This is a genomic window from Actinomadura sp. NPDC000600, from assembly GCF_040492135.1.
Lineage (GTDB): Bacteria > Actinomycetota > Actinomycetes > Streptosporangiales > Streptosporangiaceae > Spirillospora.
In genome coordinates, this window is sequence record NZ_JBEUPD010000003.1 from 45,759 (window position 1) to 63,395 (window position 17,637).

Annotated in this window: 20 protein-coding genes; 12 read left to right on the plus strand and 8 right to left on the minus strand. The window is 71.5% G+C overall.

Going from position 1 to position 17,637, the window contains the following annotated elements; translation table 11 throughout:
• Window positions 1-544 precede the first annotated feature (544 nt).
• From ABWI07_RS05345 to ABWI07_RS05355, 3 genes are all read left to right on the plus strand, one after another.
• Window positions 545-1,543 (plus strand): hypothetical protein, encoded by a 999-nt coding sequence (locus tag ABWI07_RS05345; RefSeq protein ID WP_353817794.1) that lies wholly within the window; start codon window positions 545-547, stop codon window positions 1,541-1,543.
• A gap of 291 nt (window positions 1,544-1,834) precedes the next feature.
• A complete protein-coding gene (locus ABWI07_RS05350) occupies window positions 1,835-2,191 on the plus strand; it encodes a DUF6247 family protein (RefSeq protein ID WP_149262834.1) in 357 nt (118 codons plus the stop codon).
• Between the two features lie 20 nt (window positions 2,192-2,211).
• Window positions 2,212-2,460 (plus strand): hypothetical protein, encoded by a 249-nt coding sequence (locus ABWI07_RS05355; RefSeq protein WP_149262835.1) that lies wholly within the window; start codon window positions 2,212-2,214, stop codon window positions 2,458-2,460.
• Window positions 2,461-2,535: 75 nt separating this feature from the next.
• On the opposite strand, the gene ABWI07_RS05360 is transcribed toward ABWI07_RS05355, so the two are convergent.
• Entirely contained in the window at window positions 2,536-3,048 is a 513-nt protein-coding gene (locus ABWI07_RS05360; RefSeq protein WP_200842243.1) for a GNAT family N-acetyltransferase, read from the minus strand.
• A gap of 62 nt (window positions 3,049-3,110) precedes the next feature.
• Window positions 3,111-3,575, minus strand: a complete 465-nt coding sequence (locus ABWI07_RS05365) for a MarR family winged helix-turn-helix transcriptional regulator (protein ID WP_353817795.1) — start codon at window positions 3,573-3,575, stop codon at window positions 3,111-3,113.
• Window positions 3,576-3,662: 87 nt separating this feature from the next.
• Here ABWI07_RS05365 and ABWI07_RS05370 point away from each other — a divergent pair, with 87 nt between their 5' ends.
• Window positions 3,663-4,046 (plus strand): nuclear transport factor 2 family protein, encoded by a 384-nt coding sequence (locus ABWI07_RS05370; RefSeq protein ID WP_149262837.1) that lies wholly within the window; start codon window positions 3,663-3,665, stop codon window positions 4,044-4,046.
• The gene (locus ABWI07_RS05375) at window positions 4,039-5,163 is read left to right on the plus strand and encodes an epoxide hydrolase family protein (RefSeq protein WP_353817796.1); all 1,125 of its coding nucleotides are present in this window, start codon (window positions 4,039-4,041) and stop codon (window positions 5,161-5,163) included. The genes ABWI07_RS05370 and ABWI07_RS05375 overlap by 8 nt, the downstream gene beginning before the upstream one ends.
• Here the strand turns inward: ABWI07_RS05375 and ABWI07_RS05380 are convergent.
• Window positions 5,150-5,938: an SDR family NAD(P)-dependent oxidoreductase gene (locus ABWI07_RS05380; protein ID WP_149262839.1), complete on the minus strand. Its 789-nt coding sequence runs from the start codon at window positions 5,936-5,938 to the stop codon at window positions 5,150-5,152. The two genes, ABWI07_RS05375 and ABWI07_RS05380, sit on opposite strands and share 14 nt — an antisense overlap.
• Window positions 5,939-6,032: 94 nt before the next feature.
• A complete protein-coding gene (locus ABWI07_RS05385) occupies window positions 6,033-6,809 on the minus strand; it encodes an alpha/beta fold hydrolase (RefSeq protein ID WP_149262840.1) in 777 nt (258 codons plus the stop codon).
• Window positions 6,810-6,957: 148 nt separating this feature from the next.
• On the opposite strand from ABWI07_RS05385, the gene ABWI07_RS05390 reads away from it, so the two are divergent.
• Window positions 6,958-7,812: a helix-turn-helix transcriptional regulator gene (locus ABWI07_RS05390; protein WP_149262841.1), complete on the plus strand. Its 855-nt coding sequence runs from the start codon at window positions 6,958-6,960 to the stop codon at window positions 7,810-7,812.
• Between the two features lie 7 nt (window positions 7,813-7,819).
• Here the strand turns inward: ABWI07_RS05390 and ABWI07_RS05395 are convergent, their stop codons facing one another.
• Window positions 7,820-8,941: a methyltransferase gene (locus ABWI07_RS05395; RefSeq protein WP_353817797.1), complete on the minus strand. Its 1,122-nt coding sequence runs from the start codon at window positions 8,939-8,941 to the stop codon at window positions 7,820-7,822.
• A gap of 17 nt (window positions 8,942-8,958) precedes the next feature.
• Between ABWI07_RS05395 and ABWI07_RS05400 the strand changes: the two genes are divergently transcribed.
• Window positions 8,959-9,330 carry a YrdB family protein gene (locus ABWI07_RS05400; RefSeq protein ID WP_353817798.1) on the plus strand — a complete coding sequence of 124 codons (372 nt, stop codon included), beginning with the start codon at window positions 8,959-8,961 and terminating at the stop codon, window positions 9,328-9,330.
• 16 nt (window positions 9,331-9,346) lie between these two features.
• Here ABWI07_RS05400 and ABWI07_RS05405 read toward each other — a convergent pair whose 3' ends face one another.
• A complete protein-coding gene (locus ABWI07_RS05405; protein ID WP_353817799.1) occupies window positions 9,347-10,204 on the minus strand; it encodes a helix-turn-helix domain-containing protein in 858 nt (285 codons plus the stop codon).
• 75 nt (window positions 10,205-10,279) lie between these two features.
• On the opposite strand from ABWI07_RS05405, the gene ABWI07_RS05410 reads away from it, so the two are divergent.
• Window positions 10,280-11,926 carry a serine/threonine-protein kinase gene (locus tag ABWI07_RS05410; protein WP_149262844.1) on the plus strand — a complete coding sequence of 549 codons (1,647 nt, stop codon included), beginning with the start codon at window positions 10,280-10,282 and terminating at the stop codon, window positions 11,924-11,926.
• Window positions 11,927-11,937: 11 nt separating this feature from the next.
• On the opposite strand, the gene ABWI07_RS05415 is transcribed toward ABWI07_RS05410, so the two are convergent.
• Window positions 11,938-12,588, minus strand: coding sequence for a DUF4097 family beta strand repeat-containing protein (locus tag ABWI07_RS05415; protein WP_200842245.1), 651 nt, complete (start codon window positions 12,586-12,588; stop codon window positions 11,938-11,940).
• Window positions 12,589-12,833: 245 nt separating this feature from the next.
• Here ABWI07_RS05415 and ABWI07_RS05420 point away from each other — a divergent pair, with 245 nt between their 5' ends.
• A complete protein-coding gene (locus ABWI07_RS05420; RefSeq protein ID WP_353817800.1) occupies window positions 12,834-14,222 on the plus strand; it encodes an MFS transporter in 1,389 nt (462 codons plus the stop codon).
• Window positions 14,223-14,231: 9 nt separating this feature from the next.
• A complete protein-coding gene (locus ABWI07_RS05425; protein ID WP_149262847.1) occupies window positions 14,232-14,987 on the plus strand; it encodes an SDR family NAD(P)-dependent oxidoreductase in 756 nt (251 codons plus the stop codon).
• A 59-nt stretch (window positions 14,988-15,046) separates the two neighbouring features.
• Here the strand turns inward: ABWI07_RS05425 and ABWI07_RS05430 are convergent, their stop codons facing one another.
• Window positions 15,047-15,409, minus strand: coding sequence for a nuclear transport factor 2 family protein (locus ABWI07_RS05430; protein ID WP_149262848.1), 363 nt, complete (start codon window positions 15,407-15,409; stop codon window positions 15,047-15,049).
• A 178-nt stretch (window positions 15,410-15,587) separates the two neighbouring features.
• On the opposite strand from ABWI07_RS05430, the gene ABWI07_RS05435 reads away from it, so the two are divergent.
• The gene (locus ABWI07_RS05435; protein ID WP_149262849.1) at window positions 15,588-17,060 is read left to right on the plus strand and encodes an AlkA N-terminal domain-containing protein; all 1,473 of its coding nucleotides are present in this window, start codon (window positions 15,588-15,590) and stop codon (window positions 17,058-17,060) included.
• Window positions 17,061-17,091: 31 nt separating this feature from the next.
• Complete coding sequence (locus ABWI07_RS05440; protein ID WP_502912802.1) at window positions 17,092-17,580, plus strand: methylated-DNA--[protein]-cysteine S-methyltransferase; 489 nt, start codon at window positions 17,092-17,094, stop codon at window positions 17,578-17,580.
• The last annotated feature ends 57 nt before the right edge of the window (window positions 17,581-17,637 follow it).

Here is a 17,637-nt window from a genome sequence, read left to right on the forward strand (position 1 = left end):
TGATGGACGTCGGCAAAGACGGCCTGTCGAAGGGCGCCACGGCGACCGCCATCGACACCGGCTCATTGGCTGCGGTCCATCCCTTGGCGGGATCGAGCACCTGGTGACGGTGGTTCTTTGTCCTCGTCCTGAGCGCAGTGATGGCAGTGACAAGCGCACTCGCATGGCGAGCACGGCTGCGCGATCGCCGCGACCCACCCGACCTGGACGAGCCTCGGGCGACCCTGCCACAAAGACCTATTGACGACAGATCAGTCACCCGACACAAGCCCACTGCTGCTGCCTTAACTGCTTTCCGCCCCGCATTTCGTGCTCAGGTCGGGTCCATTCCCCCGACCCCGAGGGGCCGGAACCGTCGGGTTGCTGCGGGGCCCGTCGCCTGCGAACTGAACCTTCGCCTGCGCGACTGGCCGCAGCGGGGGCGGCCAGGTGTTCGGGGCGGTGGTGGCCGGCCGTTCGAAGTGGGCGGCGGTACCGGGCACAATGCTCTGCACGGTCATCTCGTTCCGACCGGCTGGTACTCGACTTTCCCGTGGGCATGCACATGGACGCTGAGAAGCAAGGGGCCCCCGTTCAGCCTGGCCGGCTCGCGAACCTCCGGTCCAGGTTCCGCGAGGGGCAGGACCGCCCGCCGACCTCGGTCTTCGTCGTCGGCACGCTGTTCTCGGGCTCGACCCTGCTCGGGCGCGACATGACCGCCCGTATCCGGGGCGCCCACTACGTCGGCGAGCTGAACAACTTCACGCAGATGCCCGAGTACAGCCACAAGGACGCAGGCCAGGCCTGCGGGCCCTGCTCGCTGCTCGGCAAGGAGTGCCGGCACTTCACTGAGGCGCTCCGGGAGTGGGTGTCGTACGACGACATCCTCGGCATGCACCGGCAATTCGCCCGCTCGCTGGGCGTCTCGGTGATCGTCGACGGGAGCAAGTACGTCGCCTGGCTCCGGCAGGCCGTCGAGCAGCAGCTCGCCGACCCGGCGAACCGGGCACCGGTGAACGTGATCGTCACGGCGCGGAACCCGATCGCCTTCGCGATCAGCTACCGGAACCGGACGGGGGAGCCGCTGTGGCGGGGCGCGGGCCTCTGGCGGGACACCTACGTCGACGCCCTGCGCACCGTCAACACGTACGGTCTGCCGCACATGGTCGTCCGCTACGAGGACTACATGGCGCGTCCGGAACGGTCGCTGGAGCGGCTGGCCGACTTCCTGCACCTTTCGCTGGACGCGGAGCCCGACAACACGAGGATCCACGACACCGGCGGCAACTGGAGCTCCTTCGTCCCGTACGTGGGGAGGCAGCAGCTGGAGGACTACATCCAGCGCCTCGACGGTCCCGGGCGTGCGGAGGCGGAGGACTTCGTGAAGCACGCGCGGGCGTACTGGAACGACGAGAAGCCCCGGGAGGACGCCCGCTGGCGGCATAGCCTCGAGGCCGGCGAGGCCAACGCGGTCCTCAGCACTCCAGGGCTGACCGACGTGGCGAGCCTCCTCGGCTACAACGTCGCGGAGGTCGTGCACGCGGCCATCCGTGCGCACCGGTAAAACCCCGCGAACCCAGACCTGCCGCCGAGAAGTGACGCCCGCTGCACTGGCTCCACGTGGACGTCTATGTCCGCGACCCGGCGTACATGCCCGCCGTCGACAGCCTGACCCGAAGGCGGCACGCCAAGCCGCGGCCTTGCTGAAGGAGAGCAGGTGACCGTCCTGGCGCGGACGCACAGCTATAGGGGGAGGCCGTGTGCTGCACACCGCTGCCTACGATCCGTCTACAAACCTCAAGTGATGTGGGTACTGTCAACGTGTAGCTAAGTACCTGACTAGGGGGTGGGCCCGATGAGCGTCCAGCCGCTCCACCAGGAGCCGGACCCGCAGGACCCGCAGGTCATCATGGAGCGGCTCCCCGAACAGGAGCGGGATTTCTTCCTTGCCCAGTACAGGGAGCGCGCCCACGCCGCAGCCGACGATCTCACCGGCTACAAGGCCCTCCAGCGGTTCTTGAACGTGTGGAGTATCCGCGCACGGACGCGACGTCCTTCAAGCGAGGAGCTCGAAGCCCGCATCCAGGAGATCCGCGACGGCGCCCCCACGATCCCGATCGAAGACGTGCTTGTCCAACACCTCGGCATGTCCCGCGCTGAGGCCGCCGCCTGGTGGCAACAGAAAGTCGAACAAGCCGCCGAAGGGCGCTGAAGGGCGGCAGACTACGGCCCATGACCTACCGGGCCGAGCTCTCCCCCCAAGTGTTACGGCAGCTCGCCGGCATGCCAGAGCAGGTACAGTTCGCGCTTGCTGAGGCCCTTGGTGTCATCGTCGTCGACCCTTACGACCCGACCACCAGCGAACCGACACCGAACCCGCGAATCAGGCAGGCCGTCTTCGGTGGTGTGGGGCTCGTTGATTACTTGATCTGGGACGAGCTGCTCGTTGTGGTCGCGGTCGACCTCGTCTGGGGTGGCTGACCCAGCTCTACCTTGCCCGCGTTGGTCTGTGCGGAGTATGGCGCCGTATTCCTCCCGTGCGGACGCGTTGCTGAGTCAGTGGGCGGGGCGGTCGTAGATGAGTTCGCGGCCGTCTTCTTCGTCCCATTGTTCGCCTACGTGGGTGAAGCCCTGGCCTGCGATGGTCGCCAGGGAGGCCTTGTTGTCGGGGCTGATCGTGGCGCGGACGGTCTTGACGGACGGGTCGGCGTCGGCGCGGTCCAGGAGGGCGGCGAGCATCGCGCGGGCGTAGCCCTTGCGGCGGTGCGCCGGGTCGACGGAGTAGCCGATCTCGACGGTTCCGTTCTCGTCAGGGGCGCCGTGGAAGCCCGCGTGGCCGACGACCACGCCCTCCGGTTCGGCGACGGCGGCCCGGGCGGTCCAGGGCGCGTGGGACGGGTCGCGGTCGAGCTGGGCGAGGCGGAAGCGCCACAGGTACTTCGCCTCGTCGGTGGTGAAGTAGTCGGTGAGCGGCACCCCGGCCACCGCGCCGGCGCCCTCCAGGTCGTCTTCCAGTAGGGCCTTCATCGCGGCGGGCGGCAGTTCGGCAAGGCGGATCGCGGGCGGCATGGGGCGGCTCCTCGGTTGGGGGACGGCCACTCTATGTTGGTTCGCCCAACGACCGCCAACGATTATCCGGAGCGGCGGTTGTCCGCGTGGTGGTCGGCGACGCGGGCCAGCAGTTCCGTGAGCCGGGTGCGTTCGTCCGGCGAGAGCGGGGCGAGCAGGTCGTCCTGGATGCGGGTCACGACCTCGTCCAGTTCCGCCAGGTGGCGGGAGCCCTCCGGGGTGAGCGTGATGACGTTGCGGCGCCGGTCGGACGGGTCGGGGGAGCGGTCCACCATGCCCTTCGCGGCCAGCTCGTTCACGGCGGCGACCACGTCGCTGCGGTCGATGCCCGAGCGGCGGCCGAGGTCGGCCTGGCTGGACGGGCCGTACTCGTGCAGGGCGGTGAGCAGCCGGAAGTGGTAGCCGCGGGCGCCGGCCGCGGCGAACCCGTCGGCGACCAGGCGGTGGCTGTGCGCCGAGACGAGATTGATCAGCCAGCTCGGGGTGCGCCGGAGCCGCGCGGGCGTCCGGGCGTCGGACGTCGTCATGCGGATCAGTCTAAGGGTTGTTGGTGGGGCCAACAATCGTCTACTGTTGGTTGCGCCAACGTTGGCGCAACCAACGAAAGAGGAGTCATGGACGACCGTGCAGAACTGTCCGCGCTCGCCAGCCGTCTGGGCCGGTGGCTGGACGACAAGTGCCCCGACGACGGGCGGGGCATCTTCGCCGAGGACGCCGAGGCGCACACCCTGGGCGGCGTCGCGAAGGGGGTCGACGCCCTCGTCGCGCAGGCGCGCAAGAACCACACCGTGCCGACCCAGCACTTCATCACCGGCCCGCTCGTCGACGTGGACGGCGACCAGGCCGCGATCAGCGCGAACCTCCTGGTCGTCTTCGCCCGCGAGGAGGGCCTGCGCATGCTCGGTGAGCGCTACGAACTGCGCGCCGCCCGGACGGCGGACGGCTGGCGCCTCACGCGGGTCGAGGCCCGTCCGATCTGGGAGGCCGCGAATGTCTGAGATCACGCCGTTCCGCGTGGCGGTTCCGCAGGCCGACCTCGACGACCTCGCCGCGCGGCTGGACCGGACGCGGTGGCCGGACGAGCTGCCCGGCATCGGATGGGACCACGGCATCCCGCTCGGCCGCGTGAAGGAGCTGGCCGAGCGCTGGCGGACGGCCTTCGACTGGCGGGCGCAGGAGGCGAGGCTCAACGCGTTCCCGCAGTTCACGACCGAGATCGACGGGACGAACATCCACTTCCTGCACGTCCGGTCGCCGGAGCCGGACGCGCTGCCGCTGATCATCACGCACGGCTGGCCCAGCACGGTCGCGGACTTCCTGGACGTGATCGGGCCGCTCACCGACCCGCGCGCGCACGGCGGCGATCCCGCCGACGCGTTCCACCTCGTGATCCCGTCCCTTCCGGGGTTCACCCTCTCCGGGCCGACCCGCGAGGCCGGATGGGACGTGCACCGCATCGCGCGAGCGTGGGCCACGCTGATGGAACGGCTCGGCTACGAGCGTTACGGCGCGCAGGGCGGCGACTGGGGCTGGCCCATCTCGAACGCGCTCGGAGCGGTGGCGCCTGACCGGGTCGTGGGCGTCCACTTCAACTACATGGGGTCGCCCCCAGGCGACGACGACGATCTGTCGCCGGACGACAAGGAGCGGTTGGCGAGCCAGAGGGAGTATCTGGCGAACCCAGCCGGCTACTGGCAGATGCAGGTGACCCGTCCCCAGACCGTCGCGTACGGGTTGACCGACTCCCCCGTCGGCCAGCTCGCCTGGATCGCCGACAAGGTGACCGAGTGGACGGACCCCGCGAGCGGCATCGACGACGACCGCCTGCTGACGACGGTGATGCTCTACTGGATCACCGGCACGGCCGGGTCCTCCGCCAGGCTGCACAGGGCGAACGCCCAGCGGGGCGGCCCGCCGGTTCCGTGCCCCGTTCCGATCGGGATCGCGGTGTTCCCGCACGATCTCGTCCGGCCGGTGAGGCGGCGCCTGGAGGGCGTCTACGACGTCGTCCACTGGACGGAGTTCGAGCGCGGCGGGCATTTCCCGGCCGTCGAGGCGCCGGAGCTGCTCACTGCCGATGTCCGGGAGTTCTTTCGCCGGTTCAGGGGGAGGTGAGCTCGTCGGAGATCGCCTTCAGGCGGGCGCGGGCGTCGGGGTCGTAGGCCTGGGCGTCCGCGCGCGCTTCCCGGAGCCCGTTGAAGAAGCGGCCGGACACGTCGTCCAGGGCGGGATCGGTGACGAGGCGGTGGGTCGCCCGGACGCCTTCCTCGAGGGTGCTGATCGGCGAGGACACCATCTTGGTCGGCATGTAGGTGGCCGGGTGCAGGGCGTTCGCGGTGACGCCCGTCCCGGCCAGCTCGGCGGCGAGGTCGATCGTGAACAGGATCTGGGCGAGCTTGCTCTGGCAGTACGCCCGCGTCCCGCTGTACCCGCGGGTGATCATCACGTCGTCGAAGTCGATGGCCTGCTGGCCGAGGCTGCTGACGTTGACGATCCGCGCCGGCGCCGAGGCGGCCAGGGTGGGCAGCAGCAGCCGGGTCAGCAGGTAGCCGGACAGGTAGTTCACCTGGAACGTCAGCTCGTGGCCGTCCGCGCTCTCCTCCCGCGGGCCGTCGGTGCCGATGCCCGCGTTGTTGACGAGCACGTCCAGCCGCGGGTGGTCGGCGCGGACGGCCGCTGCGAGCGCGCGGGTCTCGGCGAGCGACGACAGGTCGGCGCGATACCAGGAGGCGCTGCCGCCGATCTCCTTGAGGGTCGCCTCGCCGCGGCGGTCGTCCCGCCCGTGGACGAGGACCGTGGCGCCTTCGGCGGCCAGTTCGGCGGCGAGCGCGCGGCCGAGCCCGTCGGTCGCGCCCGTGATGAGGATGGTCTGCTGGTCGATGGGACGCATGCTCTCCATACTGCTCGGGGCGCGCGCACGGTAACCAGGGACCGCCCAGCCCGGTATCCGGGGCACCCGGCTGAGCGGCCCCGGCGCGCGGGGGTCAGGCGCGGTCGAGGAAGTCCCGGACGAGCTTGACGAACTCGTCGGGCCGCTCCGCCATGACGACGTGGCCGGTGTCGAGCTCGGTGTACTCGCTGCCGGGGATGCTCGCGAACAGCTCCCGGTGGTTCCCTACGGGGACGGTCTGGTCGCGGGTCGCCCCGATCACCAGCGTGGGCGCCGTGATCCGGGGCAGCAGCGGCCGGATGTCGAGCCGCTTGACGAGTTCGATCTGCCGCAGCCGGTCGTCCGGCCGGCCCATGAACGCGTGCTGCTGCTCCACCGCGTCGTGGCCGATCTGGTTGAGGAACGTGCCGCTGAGCGCGGTGAGGGTCGCGAAACGTCCGAAACTTTCCGGGTCGCGGGCCAGCCCGAGCCAGAGGGACATGTGCTGCTGGATGTACTCGTCCCCCGAGTGGGAAAGCCCCGCAACGGTCACCAGGCGCCGGACGAGGTCCGGGCGCAGCGCCGCGGCCGCCGCTGCGGTCGGCGCGCCGAGCGAGAACCCGACCACGTCGGCGGGGCCCGCCCCAGCGTCCTCGATCACGGCGTTGACCTGCCCGGCGAGCGCCTCCATGGTCAGCGGGGAGCCGTCGTCCTCGGCGGGGTCGCTGCCGCCGAGGTCGGGCAGCAGGACGGTGCGATGATCGGTGAACCGGTCGAGCATGAGGTCCCACATGGAGGAGCCGGGCCCGACGCCGTGCACGAGGACGAGGGCGGGTCCCGAGCCCTCGACGCGGTAGGGGACGGTGGTGTTTCCAACGGTGAGCTTCGGCATGGTCGGCCGTCCTTCGGTCGCTGTCGTTTCCGGACGTCATCGACGCTGCCAGCGCCCGGCCGCGATGAGGAGCGGACCACTCTGGCTAGGACAACCGGTCCCAGTCTCAGCTCTACGGACATCCGGGACGGCGCGGAATCATGGGTGCATGGAGATGGACCGCAAGGAGCTCGCCGACTTCCTCCGCCGCTCCCGCGAGCGGCTCCGCCCGCAGGAGGTCGGCCTGACGGCGGGCCCCAGGCGACGCACGCCGGGGCTGCGCCGGGAGGAGGTCTCCCAGCTCGCCGGGATGTCGGCGGACTACTACATGCGCCTCGAGCAGGCCCGCAGCCCGCAGCCGTCCACCCAGCTGCTCGGCGCGCTGGCCCGCGCGCTGCGGCTGACGATCGACGAGCGCGACCATCTCCACGTCCTCGCCGGGCACCGCCCGCCCGCCGGGCCGTTCGCGGGCGAGTACGTCCGGCCGAGCATGCTCTACCTGCTGGACCGGCTGCACGAGACGCCGGCGCAGATCATCGGCGACCTCGGCGACCTGCTGGCGCAGAACGCCCTGTCCGAGGCCCTCTTCGGGTGCGTCTGCACGGTGGAGGAGCCCGATCGGAACATCGTGTTGCGGTGGTTCACCGACCCGTTCGTCCGGGAGGCGTACCCGGAGGAGGAGCACGAGCAGCACGGCCGCCGGCACGTCGCCAACCTGCGCGCTGCCGTCGCGCGCCGGGGCAACGACGCCGCCGCGTCAGCGCTGGTCGGACGGCTGCACGCGGCCAGCGCCGAGTTCACCCGGCTCTGGGAGCGGCACGAGGTCGCCGTTCCGCGCACCAGCCGGATGAAGGTCGTGCACCCGGAGATCGGCCCCATCGAGTTCGACACCGAGGCGCTGCTGACCCCCGCCGAGGACCAGCGGCTCTTCGTCTTCACGCCGCCGCCCGGCACCGACAGCATCGAGGCCCTCGACCTGCTGCGCGTCATCGGCCCCGAGACCGCGCACCGCAGCCACGTCTGACCCGCGTTCACCCCGCGGTGAGCCGCCACAGCGACGTGGTCTCGGCGGCGCGGGCCGCGTGGAGCGGGTCGCCCGGGTCGGCGGCGCGCGGATGGCGCGGCGCGGTGTCGAGCCTGCCCGCGACCCGCAGGCCGGACGAGGCGATCATCTCCAGGAGGTCGTCGCGCGTGCGGAGCCCCAGGTGCTCGGCCAGATCGGACAGGATCAGCCAGCCTTCCCCGCCCGGTTCCAGATGGTCGGCGAGGCCGGCCAGGAAACCGCGCAGCATCCGGCTGCCCGGGTCGTAGACGGCGTGCTCCAGCGGCGTGCTCGGCTTGGCCGGGACCCAGGGCGGATTGCAGACGGCGAGACCGGCGCGCCCTTCCGGGAAGAGGTCGGCTTGGACGACCTCGACGTTCACACCGAGCCGGTCGACGTTCTCTTGGGCGCAGGCCAGCGCGCGTGGGTCCTGGTCAGTAGCGACAACGTGCTCGACGCCCCGACGAGCCAGGACCGCAGCTAGGACACCCGTACCGGTTCCTACGTCGAACGCCGTTTGCGTGGACGGCAGCGGTGCCTCGCCCACCAGGTCCACGTACTCGCCCCTGATGGGCGAGAAGACGCCGTAGTGCGGATGGATGCGGTCGCCGCCCAGCGCGGGGATCGGAACGCCCTTCTCATGCCATTCGTGGGCGCCGATCAGGCCGAGCAGTTCACGCAGTGATGCGACGTAGGGCTGGTCGTCCGGACCGTAGGCCTCCGTGCAGGCGTCCTGGACGTCCGGTGCGCGCCGCAGCGGAATCACATGGCCGGGGTCGAACGGTATGAGCAGCATGCCGAGCGTCCGCGCGCGCTGGGCGCGTGCCTGGCGGTAGAGGTGGAACGCTTGCGCCCGCTCCGGTTCGGGCTTGTTCCTACGTCGCCGTGGTGGACGGTCGATACGGCGTGCCATGGCCTTGAGGAGCTGCCGCGCGTTCTGGAAGTCGCCGCGCCACAGCAGCGCCGTGCCTTCGCAGGCCAGGCGGTAGGCGTGGTCCGCGCGCGTCTCGTCGTCGGCGACCATCACGCGGCGCGGCGGCGGCGCTCCGCTCTCCGACCGCCAGCGGACGCGATGGTCCCGGCCGTCCTCCTGCCAGGAGATCTCGTCCACAGGGGTACCGTATCGGCGTGCGTCTACCCGGGCCATTGCATGCCCTTAACGAAGGCCTCGCCTTCCTGCTGGAACTCGTCGCCATCGCCGCGCTCGCGTGGTGGGGCTTTACAGCGACCGGAAACGTCCTGGTCAACATCGTCCTCGGCCTCGCGGCACCGGCAGCCGCGATCATCCTGTGGGGGATGTTCGCCGCGCCACGGGCCCGCTTCAAAATCGCGCTTCCGCTCGTCCTCCTGGTGAAGGCGGTCGTGTTCGGCGCCGGCGCCCTAGCCCTCTACGGCGTCGGCCACCCGACGGCGGGCATCGCCTTCGCGGTGGTGGCTTTCCTCAACACGGCCCTAGCCACCGCCGACCGAGACGCCCACTTCCACACAGCCGCCCAATGAGCCAGTACCGGCCGCGTTAGGTGAGGTCGGCGCTGGAGAGGTGGGTGGAGGTCTCGGCCAGCTTGCGCAGGGCCCTCTCTGAGGGGGAGCCCGGTTCGGCCGCGTAGAGCATGAGGCGGCTGAGGTCGGGGTCACCGGGCAGGTGCAGGGTCTCGAACGGCAGGACGAGCCGTCCCACCTCTGGGTGGTCGATGCGGGCCTCGCCGTGCGTCAGGTCCGTGACGTGGTGGGCCGACCACAGGCGGCCGAACTCCGGGCTCCGCTCGCGCAGGCAGTCGATGACCGCGCGCAGGTGCGGGTCGTCCGGGTCCTGGCCGGAGCGGAACCGCAGGTAGGCGGCGTTGCGCCGGGCCACCGTCGGCCAGTTGTCGCCGAGCCGGGCCTGGTAGTCGGCGTTCAGGTGGATCTGGTGGGACCAGGTCCGCTCGTCCGGCGGGACGCTCGCCAGGTCGACGAACACGGCCGCGGTGAGCCGGTTCCACGCGACCACGTTCGTGTAGTGCCCGACCACGTAGGCGGGCGCGTGGGTGAACGAGTCGAGCAGGTGCTGGAGCGGGGCGCGCAGGCGGGGAGGCGCGGTGATGGGCGCGCGGCGCGGCGGGTGCGCGAGCCGGTGCAGGTGGGCGTGCTCGTCGCCGTCCAGCCGCAGCGCCCGCGAGATCGCGTCCAGGACCTCGGTGGACACGCCGTCGGCGGTGCCCTGCTCCAGTCTGATGTAGTACGCGACGCTGACCCCGGCCAGCTGCGCCAGTTCCTCGCGCCGCAGCCCGGGCACGCGCCGCCGCGTCCCGTACGTGGGGAGGCCGGCGTCCTCGGGACGCAGCCGCGCCCGCCGCGACTTGAGGAACTCGCCGAGTTCGCCATTGCGCGCCATGCCGCCGAGGCTATCCGGGGCCGCCGCGCGCGTTACCGTTGTCCCCACTTGTCCTGACATGTGGCGGGGGGCCGGATGTACCCACGACGGTTCGGGCCGTACGAGCTGCTGTGCGAACTGGGCGAGGGCGGCATGGGGGCCGTCCATCTGGGACGCGCGCCGGACGGGCGGATCGTCGCGGTGAAGACGATGAACGGGCTCGCCGACCAGAGCGAGGACGGGCGCCGCAGGTTCGAGCGCGAGGTCGCCGCGCTCCGCAAGGTCGCGGCCCCCAACGTCGCCGCGTTCGTGGACGCGGACCTCGCGGGCCCGACCCCTTACCTGGTCACCGAGTACGTCCAGGGGCGATCCCTGGACGCGGTCATGGCGGGCGGCCCGCTCGGGTCGGAGGACCTCTTCCGACTGGGGCTCGGGCTTGCGCAGGCCCTCGACGCCGTCCACGGGGCCGGGCTCGTCCACCGGGACGTCAAACCGGCCAACATCGTCATCGCGGGCGGGGAGCCGGTGCTCATCGACCTCGGCGTGGCCCACCACGTCGACAGCACCCGCATCACGACCAGGCCGGTCGGCACCCTGCGCTACATCGCGCCCGAGGTCCTGGAGAACAGGAAGCCGACCGGGGCGGCGGACGTCTTCGGCTGGGGCGCCGTGATGGCCTACGCCGCGACCGGACGGCCCTGCTTCCCGGCGGACTCGGCACCGGCGATCATCAGCCAGATCTACAACCTGGAGCCCGACCTGACGGGGGTTCCCGGCTGGCTGCGCGACATCGTCCGCCGGGCGCTCGCGAAGGACCCGGCGGACCGGCCGTCCGTCCGGTCGCTCCGCGAGGCCATGACCCGCCGCCCGCAGGTGGAGCAGCTCCAGGCCGCCTACGCGGACGCCCGCGCCGCGCACGAGCACGCCCGCGCGGAGGGCATCGCGTTCGGCCTCCACGCGATCGCCGTCGCGGCCGGAGACCGCGTCCTGGCGGCGAGCAGCCTGCTGGACCAGGCGCACGCCGCCCGCTCCTCGGGCAGGCTCGACCGCGCCGAGGGCCTGTTCGAGCAGGCCCGGGACGCGTCCGCCGCCGTCGGGGCCCGCCAGGACGAGGGCTGGGCGCTGGACGGACTCGGCGTCTGCCTGCGCCAACGCGGGGAGGACGGGCCGGCCGGAGAGGCCTTCGCCGCGGCGCTCGCCGCTGCCGAGGAGGTCGGCGACACCGTGCTCCAGGCGTGGAATCTGTGCAATCTCGGCGGACTCGCTCTGGCACGTGGCGACGCCGAGGCCGCCAATGACCTCTACAACGAGGCCGTGATCGCCTCCGTCGACCACCCGGAGATCCATGTTGAGGCCCTGGTGGGGCAGGCGCGCGCCCTGTTGAAGCTGAATGATCCTGAGATGGCCGAGTCCCTGTTCCTGGACGCCGCCCATGCCGCGGAGGCGGCCGGTGACCTCCGCCGCGCGGGCTGGGTCTGGTACGACCTCGGCGAGTCCGCCCGAGGGCGCGGGAAGCACGACCGCGCCAAGGACGCCCTGGAAGCCGCGCTGGGCGTCGCCACCCGGACGGGGGATCGGCTCATGGAGGGATGGACGCTGTGCAAGCTCGCCGGGTGCCTCCGCGACACCGGCGCAAAGAGCGAGGCCATCGCCAGGTACGAGCAGGCGCGTGACGTCGCCGACTCCTTGCACGACGAGAAGATGCGGCAGTACGCCGTCACCCGCCTGAACGCGCTGACCTGACCGCCCGTGCGTCAGGCGGTCTTGGTGGTGATGTCGCCGTTGCTGGTGCTCAGGTCGAGCAGGTACCGGGCGGAGGAGTCGTTCGGGACGCCGAGCTTCTTGTCGCCGTTGTTGGTGTCGGCGCTGACGCGGTAGCGCCCTTGCGGCATGGTGAGCGTGATGTCGCCGTTGGACGTCTTCGCGCGGACGTTCTGCGGCGAACCGGGCGTCAGGGTGATCGAGCCGTTGGACGTCTCGACCTCGATGCCGCCCTTGAGGCCGCTCCCCCGGATCTTGCCGTTGGACGTCCTGGCCTTGACCGGCCCCGCGACGCCGTCCAGGTGGACCGAGCCCGAGTGGGTGGACACGTCCACCGCGCCCACCTTGGACAGGGTGATGGAGCCGTTCGAGGTGCTGCCCGACACCGGGAGGCCGGCCGGGAGTTCGAGGGTGTAGCTCACCGAGCAGCGGGAGCCGCAGCCGTGCAGCGTCAGGACGCCGTTCTCGATGCGGTGCGTTGGCCCATCGGGCTTGTCACCGCGATATTTGATGGTGCGGTGCAGGGACGTCTTGGACGAGCCACCGTGCAGCGTCACACCGCCCGATCCGATGTCGTCCAGGCGCACAGCGGTGATTTTGCCCTTCAGCGTGGCGTCGTCCTCGTAGGTGGAAGCGAATGCCACGTCGCATGCGCTGAGTGCGGTCACGCCGACCGCGGCTAGGGCGAGGGCAGAAAGCTTGCCACGCAAGGGAATCCTCCTGGTCGGTCTGGCTGGACGCTGCTGAGCCTAAGGAAACGGGTGCCGGACGGCCGTCACGCCAGGGAGCCAGGTTGGTTCTCCCTCCGAGGTCGCTGAGCCTGCTACTGGGAGTGGTACGAACGGGCGGGGACTGGGTAGGTGGGGCCAACGCGACGAGGGTCTCTGCCATGACCGCACTCACTACCGCCGTGTCCGCTCCTCCAGAGCGGATGTCGTCACGGCACAAGCTGGTTCTGACCCTCTTGCTCGGCGCGCAGTTCATGCTCGCCATCGACTTCTCCATCCTGAACGTCGCGCTGCCCGTAGTCGGTCGCGGACTGGGCTTCGGACTGGACGAACTCCAATGGATCGCCACGGCGTTCGCCCTGCCCGCCGCCGGGTTCACGCTGCTGTTCGGCCGTGTGGCCGACCTGGCCGGGCGGCGCCGGATGCTGCTCCTGGGCATGGCGCTCCTGGCCGGAGGCTCGCTGATCGGCGGGCTGGCCACGTCCCCGGCGGTGCTGCTCACCGGACGCGTCCTCCAGGGCCTGGCCACGGCGATCGCCACGCCTGCCGCCCTCTCGCTGCTCACCACGTCGTTCCCGGAGGGGCCGATGCGGACGCGGGCGCTCGGGCTCAGCGGCGCGCTGATGTCGGCCGGGTTCACCGTCGGCGCGATCCTCGGCGGGCTGCTGACCGACCTGCTGAGCTGGCGCTGGGCGTTCCTGGTCAACGTCCCGGTGGCGGTGCTGATCTTCGCGGTCACGCCCGCCGTGGTCGCGGAGAGCCGTTCCAGGGACAGGGCGAGGCTGGACGTTCCGGGCGCGGTGACCGTGACCGGCGGCCTCCTCGCCCTCGTCTACGGGATCACCTCCGCCGGGTCGGCAGGGTGGGGGTCCCCCGCCGCGCTCGGCACGCTGGCCGCCGCCGCATTGCTTCTCGTCGCGTTCGTGCTGGTCGAGCGGCGCTCGCCGGCTCCGCTCGCGCCGCTGAACGTCCTCACGCGGCGCACCGTCACCTGGGGCAACGTGGGCGGGTTCGTCGCGTTCGCCACGGAGACGTCGCTGGTGTTCCTGATGACGATCTACCTCCAGAAGGTCCTGGACTTCTCGCCGCTGGCGACCGGGCTGGCGCTCGGCGTCCTCGGCGCCGGGACGTTCGCCGGAGGCGTCGCCGCGCCCCGCGTCATGGGGCGGCTCGGCGGCCGGGGGACGCTCGTGTCCGGGCTCGTCCTGCAGGCCGCCGCGACCGCCGCGCTGCTGGGCCTGGGGGAGACGCGCGGAAGCCTGGGGCTGCTGCTCGTCGCCACCGCGATCGGGGGATTCGGGAACCTCGTCGCCATCGTCGCGTTCATGGGGATCGCGACGTCGGGGCTGCCGGACGGTGAGCAGGGCCTCGCGACCGGGCTCGCCACGATGACGCAGCAGGTCGCGATCACGCTCGGCATCCCTGTGATGAGCGCCGTCGCCACCGCGAACGCGTCCGTCCTGGGCGGCGTCCACACGGCGACGGCGGTGAACGTCGCGATCGTCCTTGCAGGCGCGGCCCTCGCCGGGGCGTTCCTGCGCCGGTCCTAGGGGGACGCCATGGATCTCGAACTCGAAGGCAGGGTCTACATCGTGACCGGCGCGTCCGCCGGGATCGGTGAGGCGACCGCCGACCTCCTCACCCGCGAGGGCGCCCACGCCGTCCGGGTGGCGCGCTCCCCCGTCGACGTGGCCGCCGACCTCACCCGGCCTGAGGCGGCCCAACGCGTCGTGGACATCGCCCTGGAACGGCACGGGCGCCTGGACGGCCTGGTCAACAACGCGGGCGCCCTCGAATCCCGGATCGGGTTCCTCGACGTCACCGACGCCCAATGGCATGCGACGTTCGAGCTGAACCTGCATGCGGCCGTGCGCATGGCCCGAGCCGCGCTGCCCGCGCTGATCGACCAGGGTGCGGGGAGCATCGTGCACGTCTCCAGCGAGGCCGCACGGTTTCCCGATACGCCTCTGGTCGACTATGCGGCGTCCAAGACGGCGCTGCTGTCGGTGTCCAAGACGCTTGCGGGGGAGTTCGGCCGGTGCGGCATCCGCTCCAACGTCGTCGCGCCCGGCCCCACCCGTACGCGCCTCTGGGACGAGCCCGGAGGGTTCGCCGACCAGCTGGCCGACCAGTACGGCCTACCGGTGGAGGAGGCGATCCAGCGATTCGTCCAGGACGAACGGCGCCTCCCCACCGGACGCCTTGGCACGCCCCAGGACGTCGCACGGGTCATCGCTTTCCTGCTGTCACCGCTGGCCGCCCAGGTCACGGGCGCCGAATGGGCCGTGGACGGGGGAGCGCTGCGGCAACTCTGAACGAGGCGTGCCGGACGTCGCGGGCGTCCGGCACGCCGGCCCCCCATCGCAGGCAGAGGTCAGGACGGGACCTTGTCGAGGAACCCGGTCACCCGGTCGAACCGGCCCTCGTCGTCGAACGTCGCCACGTCGAAGCCGACCACGATCGCCTCGCCGCCCTCGGGGCCGAGCTCCCAGGTGAAGCGGGCCACGTTGTGGTGGGCGTCCACCGTCCCCGCGCCGCGGAACACCAGGCCGGGGAACTGCTGCTGCGCGGCGCCGACGAACGCGTCGATCGCGTCCCGCCCCTCGGCGACGCCGAGCGGGTCGACGTAGACCGGGTTCTCCGTCCACAGCTCGTCGATCGCGGCGCGCCGGGCGGCCGGGTCGGTCTCGTTCCACACGGCCAGGTAGCGCTCGACCCGCTGCTGCACATCGCTCATGTCATGACTCCCGTCTGATCGTTCGGGTTCGTCGCCCCGATGACCCCTACGCTGCCGGGTCCGCGACGGAAGATCGATTACCTGGGAGGTCATGCCCGCGCCTCCGGCGGCCCGGACCGCGACGATGATGTCGGATTCCCGCCAGTGGATCCCCCTGACCATCGGTGATGCTGGAGGCATGCACGAGGACGTGGAAAGGTGCGTGCGGGCCGTCCAGTCGAAGGACGCCCGCTTCGACGGATGGTTCTTCACCGGGGTCGTGACCACGGGGATCTACTGCCGTCCAAGCTGCCCCGTGGTGCCGCCCAAGCCGGAGAACATGCGCTTCTACCCGAGCGCCGCCGCCGCCCAGCAGGCGGGGTTCCGTGCCTGCAAGCGGTGCCGCCCCGACACGTCCCCAGGCTCCCCCGAGTGGAACCACCGCGCGGACGTCGTGGCCAGGGCGATGCGCCTCATCGCGGACGGCGTCGTCGACCGGGATGGCGTTCCCGGGCTCGCCGCACGGCTCGGCTACAGCACGCGCCAGATCGAGCGTCAGCTCAGCGCCGAACTGGGCGCTGGTCCACTCGCCCTGGCACGGGCCCAGCGCGCGCAGACGGCTCGGCTGCTCATCGAGACGACGGCCCTTCCCATGGGCGACGTGGCGTTCGCGGCGGGGTTCGCCAGCATCCGCGCCTTCAACGACACCGTCCGAGAGGTGTTCGCCCTCACCCCGTCCGCGCTGCGCGACCGCGTCGCCAAGGGGCACCCGCCGGCCGGGCCCGGTGCGCTGTCGCTGCGGCTGCCGTTCCGGGCCCCATTGTGCCCGGACAACCTGTTCGGGCACCTCGCGGCCACCGCCGTCCCAGGCGTCGAGGAATGGCGGGACGGCTCGTTCCGCCGCGCCATGCGGCTGCCCCACGGACACGGCATCGCCACCCTGCGTCCCCAGCCCGACCACGTCGCCTGCACGCTCGGCCTCAGCGACCTGCGCGACCTCCCGATCGCCATCAGCCGCTGCCGCTGGATGCTCGACCTCGACGCCGATCCCGTCGCCGTGGACGACCTGCTCCGCACCGACCCCGTCCTCGCCCCTCTCATCGACAAGGCCCCTGGGCGGCGCGTGCCCCGCACCGTGGACGCCCCCGAGTTCGCCGTCCGCGCCGTCCTCGGCCAGCAGGTGTCGACGGCCGCGGCCCGCACCCATGCGGCGCGCCTGGTCACCGCCTACGGCGACCCCATAGACGACCCGGGCGGCGGGCTGACGCACCTGTTCCCGACCCCTGCCGCCCTTGCCGAACTCGACCCGAAGACCCTCGCCTTCCCCAAGACCCGCCGCACCACCCTCACGACCCTTGTCGACGCCCTCGCCAAGGGGGAGGTCGACCTCGGCGTAGGGAGCGACTGGGACGAGGCCCGCGCGCGCTTGTCGGCCCTCCCGGGCTTCGGTCCGTGGACCGTCGAGAGCATCGCCATGCGTGCCCTCGGTGACCCGGACGCGTTCATCCCAGGCGACCTGGGCATCCGGGCCGCCGCCGCGACGCTCGGCCTCCCCGCGACTCCTGCGGCCCTCACCCGGCGCGCCGCACAATGGCGGCCATGGCGCGCCTACGCCGTCCAGTACCTGTGGGCCACCCTCGACCACCCCATCAACCTGCTCCCCGCGAACTGAAGGAACCGCCGTGGAAACAACGCACGTCGTCATGGAAAGCCCCGTAGGGCCGCTCACCTTGGTCGCGACCGACGGTGCCCTGTCCGGGCTCTACATGGACATGCAGCGGCACCGCCCGTCCCAGGAGACCTTCGGCGCACCCGGCGACCCGGGGGACGACCCCTTCGCGACCGTCGCCGAGCAACTCGCCGCGTACTTCGCGGGCGAACTGACCGAGTTCGACCTGCCGCTCCGCCTCCACGGGACGCCCTTCCAGCAGCGCGTCTGGGCGGCGCTCCAGGAGATCCCCTACGGCCAGACCGTCACCTATGGCGAACTCGCCGTCGAGATCGGCAGCCCGTCCGCGTCCCGCGCGGTCGGCCTCGCCAACGGGCGCAACCCGGTCGGCGTGATCGTCCCCTGCCACCGCGTCGTCGGGTCCACCGGGTCTCTCACCGGCTACGGCGGCGGCCTCGACCGCAAGCGCTACCTCCTCGACTTCGAACGCAAGACCAGGGCCTCCGAGAACGCGCTGTTCTGACCCGCGCGGAGGAATGTCCGAGGCGGGGGTTAGCGTGCTCGTGAAGGCCGTCCGACC

Excerpts from the sequence above, each read along its gene's own strand:
- ABWI07_RS05370 (WP_149262837.1), top strand. The coding sequence starts at position 3,663 with ATGGACGACCGTGCAGAACTGTCCGCGCTCGCCAGCCGTCTGGGCCGG.
- ABWI07_RS05390 (WP_149262841.1), top strand. The coding sequence starts at position 6,958 with ATGGAGATGGACCGCAAGGAGCTCGCCGACTTCCTCCGCCGCTCCCGC.
- ABWI07_RS05380 (WP_149262839.1), bottom strand. The coding sequence starts at position 5,938 with ATGCGTCCCATCGACCAGCAGACCATCCTCATCACGGGCGCGACCGAC.
- ABWI07_RS05425 (WP_149262847.1), top strand. The coding sequence starts at position 14,232 with ATGGATCTCGAACTCGAAGGCAGGGTCTACATCGTGACCGGCGCGTCC.
- ABWI07_RS05435 (WP_149262849.1), top strand. The coding sequence starts at position 15,588 with ATGCACGAGGACGTGGAAAGGTGCGTGCGGGCCGTCCAGTCGAAGGAC.
- ABWI07_RS05375 (WP_353817796.1), top strand. The coding sequence starts at position 4,039 with ATGTCTGAGATCACGCCGTTCCGCGTGGCGGTTCCGCAGGCCGACCTC.
- ABWI07_RS05410 (WP_149262844.1), top strand. The coding sequence starts at position 10,280 with ATGTACCCACGACGGTTCGGGCCGTACGAGCTGCTGTGCGAACTGGGC.
- ABWI07_RS05430 (WP_149262848.1), bottom strand. The coding sequence starts at position 15,409 with ATGAGCGATGTGCAGCAGCGGGTCGAGCGCTACCTGGCCGTGTGGAAC.
- ABWI07_RS05440 (WP_502912802.1), top strand. The coding sequence starts at position 17,092 with ATGGAAAGCCCCGTAGGGCCGCTCACCTTGGTCGCGACCGACGGTGCC.
- ABWI07_RS05365 (WP_353817795.1), bottom strand. The coding sequence starts at position 3,575 with ATGACGACGTCCGACGCCCGGACGCCCGCGCGGCTCCGGCGCACCCCG.
- ABWI07_RS05385 (WP_149262840.1), bottom strand. The coding sequence starts at position 6,809 with ATGCCGAAGCTCACCGTTGGAAACACCACCGTCCCCTACCGCGTCGAG.
- ABWI07_RS05405 (WP_353817799.1), bottom strand. The coding sequence starts at position 10,204 with ATGGCGCGCAATGGCGAACTCGGCGAGTTCCTCAAGTCGCGGCGGGCG.
- ABWI07_RS05350 (WP_149262834.1), top strand. The coding sequence starts at position 1,835 with ATGAGCGTCCAGCCGCTCCACCAGGAGCCGGACCCGCAGGACCCGCAG.
- ABWI07_RS05420 (WP_353817800.1), top strand. The coding sequence starts at position 12,834 with ATGACCGCACTCACTACCGCCGTGTCCGCTCCTCCAGAGCGGATGTCG.
- ABWI07_RS05355 (WP_149262835.1), top strand. The coding sequence starts at position 2,212 with ATGACCTACCGGGCCGAGCTCTCCCCCCAAGTGTTACGGCAGCTCGCC.
- ABWI07_RS05360 (WP_200842243.1), bottom strand. The coding sequence starts at position 3,048 with ATGCCGCCCGCGATCCGCCTTGCCGAACTGCCGCCCGCCGCGATGAAG.
- ABWI07_RS05345 (WP_353817794.1), top strand. The coding sequence starts at position 545 with ATGGACGCTGAGAAGCAAGGGGCCCCCGTTCAGCCTGGCCGGCTCGCG.